General features: G+C 69.7%; 2 protein-coding genes. Both read left to right on the top strand.

Annotation, left to right across the window (positions count from 1 at the left end; all coding sequences use genetic code 11):
• Positions 1 to 2,316, top strand: a 2,316-nt coding sequence (locus tag ACIBVQ_RS40440; RefSeq protein WP_399184249.1) for an amino acid adenylation domain-containing protein, incomplete at its 5' end; no start/stop codon positions are given.
• Positions 2,317 to 2,346: 30 nt separating this feature from the next.
• A partial coding sequence (locus ACIBVQ_RS40435; RefSeq protein ID WP_399184247.1) for an amino acid adenylation domain-containing protein occupies positions 2,347 to 7,918 on the top strand: 5,572 nt, incomplete at its 3' end.

Below are 7,918 nucleotides of genomic sequence, written 5' to 3'. Positions count from 1 at the left end.
GTCGCGACCCTCTACAGCCGCCTCGGAGCCGGAACCGACATCCCGCTCGGCACCCCCACGGCCGGACGCACCGACGAGGCACTCGACGACCTGGTGGGCTTCTTCGTCAACACCCTCGTCCTGCGCACCGACCTGTCGGGAAACCCGACCTTCACCGAACTGCTCGACCGGGTCCGTACGACCAACCTGGACGCCTACACCCACCAGGACGTGCCCTTCGAGCGGCTGGTTGAGCACCTCAACCCCGAGCGGGTCCCGGCCAGGCACCCGCTCTTCCAGACCCTCATCGCGATGAACAGCCAGACCCCGCTGCCGGAGGAGTTCGCCGGGCTGGAGTGCGGGGAGTATCCCTTCGACCTGGACGTCGCAAAGTTCGACCTGGCCTTCAACTTCGCCGAGACCGGCGACGGCCTGACCGGCATGATCGAGTATTCCTGCGACCTGTTCGACCACGGCACCGTGACAACGCTGGCCGAAAGGCTGGTCCGGGTGCTGCGGGCGGTGGCCGACGACCCCGGACAGCACGTCGCCACCCTGGAGATCCTGGCTCCGCAGGAGCGGGAGCTACTGGTGACCGGGTGGAACGACACCGCCGTCCCGCAGGTCGTCTCGACCCTGCACCGGCTGTTCTCCGAACAGGCCGCCAGGACCCCCGACGCCGTGGCCGTCGTCTCCGGCGACACCCACCTCACCTACGCCGACCTCGACACCCATGCCAACCACCTCGCCCACACCCTGATCGGCCAAGACCTGGCACCGGACACCCCGGTCGCGTTGCTCATGGACCGCTCGCCCGCCCTGGTCGTCGCGATCCTCGGCATCCTCAAGGCAGGAGCCGCCTACCTCCCCCTCGATCCCCGGCAACCCACCGAACGCCTCCAGCGGATCCTGACCGACGCGGGCACCACCCTCCTGCTCACCGACACCACCCACGATCTCCACGTCACCACCCTGACCGTCACCCCACCCACGACCCCGATGCCCGTCACGGCCCCACCGGACACGACCCGGCCAGAACACGCCGCCTACGTCATGTTCACCTCAGGATCGACCGGGACGCCCAAGGGCATCACGATCACCCACCAGAACGTGATCGACCTGGTGATGGACAGGTGCTGGCGGCAGCCGTACGAACAGCGGATCCTGTTCCACGCGCCGCACGCGTTCGACGCCTCCACCTACGAGCTGTGGGTACCGCTGCTCTCCGGCGGCCAGGTGGTCGTCGCGCCGGCGGGCAACGTGGACGCGGCCGAGATCCGTGCCCTGGTCGGACGGCACGACCTCACCCACGTCCACGTCACGGCCGGTCTGTTCCGGGTGATCGCCGAGGAGGACCCCGACGCCTTCGCGGGGGTGCGGGAGGTGCTGACCGGAGGCGACGTGGTCTCGCCCGCCGCGGTGCGCCGGGTGCGCGAGGCGAACCCCGGCGTCACGATCCGGATCCTGTACGGCCCGACCGAGACGACGCTCTGCGTGACCCAGCTCGATGCCGGGCCGGGGCGGCTGTCCATCGGCCGCCCGATGGACAACACCCGCGTCTACGTGCTGGACGAGGGACTGCGGCCGGTCCCGGCCGGCGTCGCGGGCGAGCTGTACATCGCGGGCACCGGCCTGGCCCGCGGTTACGTGGGCAGGCCCGGTCTGACGGCTGAGCGGTTCGTGGCCTGCCCGTACGGCGGGCGGATGTACCGCACCGGGGACGTCGTCCGCTGGAACGCCTCCGGGGAGATCGAGTTCGTCGGCCGTACCGACGACCAGGTGAAGATCCGTGGCTTCCGGGTCGAACTCGCCGAGATCGAGGCCGTGACCGGTGAGCACCCCTCGGTACGGCAGGCGGTCGTGGTCGCCCGTGAGGACCGGCCGGGAGACAAACGCCTGGTCGCCTACGTCACCGGGGAGGCCGTCCCCGAACAGGTGCGTGAGCACGTCGCCGCCCGGTTGCCCGCCTACATGGTGCCGACGGTGATGGTCCTGGACGCCCTGCCCGTCACGGCCAACGGCAAGATCGACCGGCGCGCGCTGCCCGCACCCGACTTCGGCACGGCCGGTGGTCGTGGCCCGCGCACCCCGCGGGAGGAGATCCTGTGCGGCCTGTTCGCCGAGGTCCTCGGCCTCGAACGGGTGGGCATCGACGACGGCTTCTTCGACCTGGGCGGACACTCGCTGCTCGCCACAAAGCTGGTCAGCCGCATCCGCACCGTTCTCGGCGCCGAGTTGCCGATCCGCTCCCTGTTCAACGCCCCCACCGTCGCCGGTGTCGTCGACGAACTCCCCAAGTCCGGCCCGGCCAGGCCCGCGTTGCGGCCCAGGCGCTGAGCAGCCCGTGATCTCCGTCGGAGGAAGACCATGATTCCGCTTTCCTACGCGCAGCAGCGCCTGTGGTTCATCGAACAGCTTGAGGGGCCGAGCGCCCTGTACAACACGCCGCTCGTGCTGCGGCTCGGCGGCCGGATCGACGCCGGAGCCTTGGAGGCCGCCCTCGGGGACCTGCTGACCAGGCACGAGGTGCTCCGCACGGTCTTCGTCTCCTCTGACGCCGGGCCGTACCAGGAGATCCGGGAGGCCGGGGCCCGGCCGGTGCTTGAGGTGCTGACCTGCGCGGACGACGCCGAGGTGCGGCGGGCGGTCGAGCGGGCGGCGGGGTACGTCTTCGACATCTCGACCGAGTTGCCGGTGCGGGCCTGGTTGCTGTCGCGTGGCGCCGATGAGCACGTGCTGGTCCTGCTGCTGCACCACATCGTCAGCGACGGCTGGTCGGTGGGCCCGCTCTTCGTCGATCTGGAGACGGCCTACGAGGCGCGGCTGGCCGGGCGGCTCCCGATCCAGGAGCCGTTGCCGGTGCAGTACGCCGACTACGTGCTGTGGCAGCAGGACCTTCTCGAAACCGTTCAGGATGAGCAGCTCGCCTACTGGCAGGGTGCGTTGGACGGGGTGCCGGAGGAGTTGGCGCTGCCGTATGACCGGGCCAGGCCTGCCGTGCCGAGTCATCGGGGTGGGGTGGCCGGGTTCGGGCTGGACGCGGAGTTGCATGGGCGGCTGGTCCGGGTGGCGGCCGAGCGGCAGGTCAGCCTGTTCATGCTGTTGCAGGCCGCCGTCGCGACCCTCTACAGCCGCCTCGGAGCCGGAACCGACATCCCGCTCGGCACCCCCACGGCCGGACGTACCGATGAGGCGCTCAACGACCTGGTGGGCTTCTTCGTCAACACCCTCGTCCTGCGGACGGATCTGTCGGGGAATCCGACCTTCGCCGAGTTGCTGGGCCGGGTTCGTACGGCGAATCTGGACGCCTACACCCATCAGGATGTGCCGTTCGAGCGGCTGGTTGAGCATCTCAATCCGGAGCGGGTCCCGGCCAGGCATCCGTTGTTCCAGACCGCCGTCACCCTGGACAGCCAGACCCCGCTTCCTGAGGAGTTCGCCGGACTGGCCTGCCGGGAGTATCCCTTCGACCTGGACATCGCCAAGTTCGACCTGTCCTTCTCCTTCACCGAGACTCCCGATGGGCTGACCGGTCTGCTGGAGTACGCCACCGACCTGTTCGACCACCACACCGCCACCACCCTGACCGAACGACTCCTGCGGGTACTGCTGGCCGTCGCCCACGACCCGGACCTGCCGATCGCCGCCATCGACGTGCTCGCCCCCGAGGAGCGGGCCGAGATCCTGGACGAGTGGAACGAGACCGCCGGTCCGGTGGCCGGGGGAAGCATTCCCGAACTGTTCGCCGAGCAGGTCGCACGCACCCCGGACGCGGTCGCGCTCAACCAGGACGAGCGGACGCTGACCTACGCGGAACTCGACGCTCGCGCCGAGCGGCTGGCGCGGCGCCTGACGACCGAGGGGGTGACCAGGGAGACCCCGGTGGTGCTCTTCCTGGAGCGTTCCTTCGAGGCGGTGATCGCCGTCCTGGGGGTGCTCAAGGCGGGAGGCGTGTACGTTCCGCTCGATCCTCGCTATCCGGCCTCGCGCATCGAGGTGATCCTGCGGCAGAGCGGGGCTCACCTGGTCCTGGGTGACGAGACCGCCCGGCGGGTGACGTTCCCGGGCGACATGACGGTGCTCGACGTCGCCACCCTGCTCAACGAACCGGACGTAGAACCCACCGGGCAAAATATGCCCATTTATCAGGATCAGCTGGCGTACGTCATGTTCACCTCGGGGTCCACAGGGGTGCCGAAGGGCGTGGCCGTCACCCACAGGAACGTGGTGGCGCTGGCCGCCGACGGCCGGTTCCGCAAGGAGGAACACCGCCGGGTGCTGGTCCACTCTCCTCTGGCCTTCGACGCCTCGACCTACGAGCTGTGGGTGCCGCTGCTCTCCGGCGGTCAGGTGGTCGTGGCACCGCCGGGCGAGCTCGACCTGGACGCCATGTCCACGCTGCTGATCGAACGGCGGCCGACGGCGGCGTTCTTCACCACGGCGTTGTTCAATCTGCTGGCCGAGCACGAGTCGCGTCCCCTGGCGGGGGTGCGGGAGGTGTGGAGCGGCGGCGAGGCCGGATCGGTCACCGCGATGCGCCGGGCCGTCGAACGCTGCCCGGACCTGGCCTTCGTCCACGTGTACGGTCCCACCGAGACCACGACCTTCGCCACCTGCCACCCGGTGCGGCGCCCGTTCGCCTACCAGGCGGTTCCGCCGATCGGCGGCCCCATGGACAATATGCGGGCCTACATCCTGGACGAGGCGCTGCAACCGGTCCCGGCCGGGATCGCGGGCGAACTCTACCTCGCGGGCGAAGGCCTGGCCCGAGGCTACGTCGGCAGGCCGGACCTGACCGCCGAACGCTTCGTCGCCTGCCCGTACGGCGGGCGGATGTACCGCACCGGGGACCTGGTCCGCTGGAACGCCTCAGGGGAGATTGAGTTCGTCGGCCGTACCGACGACCAGGTGAAGATCCGTGGCTTCCGCATCGAACCAGGTGAGATCGAGGTCGTCGTCGCGGAGCATCCCTCGGTACGGCAGGCCCTGGTGATCGTCCGGGAGGACCGTCCCGGCGACAAGCGGCTGGTGGCCTACGTCACCGGGGACACCGTCCCAGAGGGAGTGCGCGAGTACGTGGGCGCCCGGCTGCCGGCCTACATGGTGCCGTTCGTGGTGGTTCTCGACGCCCTGCCGGTCACGGCCAACGGCAAGATCGACCGCCGCGCGCTGCCCGCCCCCGATCTCAGCACGTCCGAGGGCCGCGAGCCGCGCACTCCCCGGGAGGAGATCCTCTGCGGCCTGTTCGCCGAGATCCTCGACGTTGAGCGGGTCGGGGTCGACGACGGCTTCTTCGACCTGGGTGGGCACTCGCTGCTCGCGACCAAGCTGGTCAGCCGGATCCGCACCGTCCTCGGAGTCGAGCTGCCGATCAGAGCACTCTTCCAGAACCCGGACGTGGCCAGGTTGGAACGGTACCTGGCCACCGAGCAGGCCGGTACCGTACGGCCCGCCCTGACCGCCATGACCCGGCCCCAGCACGTCCCGCTGTCCTTCGCCCAGCAACGCCTGTGGTTCATCGAACAGCTGGAAGGACCCAGCGCCCTCTACAACACGCCTCTGGCCGTACGGCTATGCGGCCCCGTGGACACCTCGGCGCTCGACGCGGCGCTGGCCGACGTGGTGACCAGGCACGAGGCACTGCGGACGGTCTTCCCCTCGGTGGACGGCGTGCCGTACCAGAAGGTGCTTGAGGACGCCCGGCTGACGCTGAACGTTCGGGACTGCGCCGACGACGAACAGGCGCGGGCGGTCGTGGAGGAACTGGCAGTCGGGGTCTTCGACATCTCGGCCGAGTTGCCGTTGCGGGCCTGGTTGCTGTCGTACGGCGCGGACGAGCACGTGCTGGTCCTGCTGCTGCACCACATCGCCGGGGACGGCTGGTCGCTGCGGCCGCTGTTCGACGACTTGGCCGTCGCCTACCAGGCACGATTAGCCGGGGACTCCCCTGACTGGGCGCCGCTGCCGGTGCAGTACGCCGACTACGCCCTCTGGCAGCGCGACCTCCTCGACACCGTCCAGGATGAGCAGCTCGCCCACTGGCGCAACGCACTGGAGGGGATGCCGGAGGAGTTGGCGTTGCCGTATGACCGGGCCAGGCCTGCCGTGCCGAGTCATCGGGGTGGGGTGGCCGGGTTCGGGCTGGACGCGGAGTTGCATGGGCGGCTGGTCCGGGTGGCGGCCGAGCGGCAGGTCAGCCTGTTCATGCTGTTGCAGGCCGCCGTCGCGACCCTCTACAGCCGCCTCGGAGCCGGAACCGACATCCCGCTCGGTACCCCGACGGCCGGACGTACCGATGAGGCGCTCAACGACCTGGTGGGCTTCTTCGTCAACACCCTCGTCCTGCGGACGGATCTGTCGGGGAATCCGACCTTCGCCGAGTTGCTGGGCCGGGTTCGTACGGCGAATCTGGACGCCTACACCCATCAGGATGTGCCGTTCGAGCGGCTGGTTGAGCATCTCAATCCGGAGCGGGTCCCGGCCAGGCATCCGTTGTTCCAGACCGCCGTCACCCTGGACAGCCAGACCCCGCTTCCTGAGGAGTTCGCCGGACTGGCCTGCCGGGAGTATCCCTTCGACCTGGACGTCGCCAAGTTCGACCTGTCCTTCTCCTTCACCGAAACCGGAGACGGCCTGACCGGCCTGCTGGAGTACGCCACCGACCTGTTCGACCACCACACCGCCACCACCCTGACGGAGCGGCTGGTCCGGGTGCTGCGGGCGGTGGCCGACGACCCCGAACTGGCGGTCGGCGCCATCGACGTGCTCTGCGACCAGGAGCGGGAACTGCTGCTGGTCACCCGGAACGACACCGCCGCCCCGCAGGTCGTCTCCACCCTGCACCGGCTGTTCTCCGAACAGGCCGCCAGGACCCCCGACGCCGTGGCCGTCGTCTCCGGCGACACCCACCTCACCTACGCCGACCTCGACGCGAACGCCAACCACCTGGCCCATCGGATCATCGAGGCGGGCGCCCGGCAGGACATGCCGGTCGCGTTGCTCATGGACCGCTCGCCCGCCCTGGTCGTCGCGATCCTCGGCATCCTCAAGGCAGGAGCCGCCTACCTCCCCCTCGACCCCCGGCAACCCACCGAACGCCTCCAGCGGATCCTGACCGACGCGGGCACCACCCTCCTGCTCACCGACACCACCCACGATCTCCACATCACCACCCTGACCGTCACCCCACCCACGACCCCGATGCCCGTCACGGCCCCACCGGACACGACCCGGCCAGAACACGCCGCCTACGTCATGTTCACCTCAGGATCGACCGGGACGCCCAAGGGCATCACGATCACCCACCAGAACGTGATCGACCTGGCCCACAGCCGCTGCTTCGACGGGATCACCTCCAGGAGTGTGCTGCTGCACTCGCCGACCGCGTTCGACGCCTCGACCTACGAGCTGTGGGTGCCGTTGCTGTCGGGCGGCCGGGTGGTCGTGGCGCCGCCGGGGCAGCTCGCCACGGCTGATTTCGTCCGGTTGTTGTCCGGTGGTGGGGTGGACGCGCTGTGGTTGACGGCGGGGTTGTTCAACCTGGTGGCGCAGGAGGCGCCGGAGTGTTTCGCGGCGGTTCGGCAGGTGTGGACCGGCGGCGACGTGGTCTCTGCGGCCTCGGTTCGGCGGGTGCTGGAGCGGTGTCCCGGGTTGACGGTGGTCGACGGGTACGGCCCGACCGAGACCACGACCTTCGCCACCTGCCATCGCATGGACGAGTCCTCGGCTCCCCAGGCTTCGGTGCCCATCGGCCGCCCGCTGGACAACATGCGTCTCTACGTGCTGGACGAGGCCCTGCGGCCGGTCCCGGACGGGGTCGCGGGCGAGCTGTACATCGCCGGTTCGGGCCTGGCCCGTGGGTATGCCGGCAGGCCTGGTCTGACGGCTGAGCGGTTCGTGGCCTGTCCGTATGGCGGGTCAGGTGGGCGGATGTATCGCA

The sequence above is a fragment of the Streptosporangium sp. NPDC049376 genome (genome assembly GCF_044466505.1).
GTDB lineage: Bacteria > Actinomycetota > Actinomycetes > Streptosporangiales > Streptosporangiaceae > Streptosporangium.
The sequence above is the reverse complement of the archived record's forward strand: the minus strand, read 5'-3'. Positions and strand labels throughout refer to the sequence as shown.